Consider the following 509-nt stretch of genomic DNA (forward strand, 5'->3'; position numbering starts at 1 on the left):
GTCGTATCTGACGTGTCAGCGTTGAAAATATGTGTATCAATAGCATTCAATACGATGTTGTCGATAATGTCTTGGCGTAGAGGTTGATAGCATTTCTCTAGCTTGTTAATGCAAGAGTAATAGTTGATGTCTTGTTTTGTGTTTCGGGAAATGCCAACAGATGAATTACAGCAACCACAATACAGCTTTTGCATACCTGCCAAGATGCTTACATGTTTACGCTGTGAGTTACTTTCCTTAGTTAATCTGTCTTTAATGGCTCTTACTATGTAGTACTCATTTTCAGTAGCTAGGGCAGGGTAATAACCTTTTAAGGTATGCTTGTTTCCTTGGTGGGTGATATGCAAGTCACCAAAAACTGTGTGACTTCTGAACATCTTGCCAACCGCTGAATAACTAAGCTTCAAACCTTTTTCTAATGCAAACTTTTGTAGACGCGCGACGCCATAACCTTGCATAGCTTTTTCAAACATGATTCTAGCTAAAGTAAAGTGCTTACCTTTTTGAAT

Annotated in this window: 1 protein-coding gene; it reads right to left on the reverse strand. The window is 38.5% G+C overall.

The genetic code is table 11. The features are described from left to right. Positions 1–473: zinc ribbon domain-containing protein (locus AB4486_RS25575; RefSeq protein WP_372119536.1), on the reverse strand; the 473-nt coding region annotated here is incomplete at its 3' end. Between the last annotated feature and the right edge of the window lie 36 nt (positions 474–509).

The sequence above is a fragment of the Vibrio sp. 10N.222.55.C6 genome (assembly GCF_041473395.1).
GTDB lineage: Bacteria > Pseudomonadota > Gammaproteobacteria > Enterobacterales > Vibrionaceae > Vibrio > Vibrio crassostreae_C.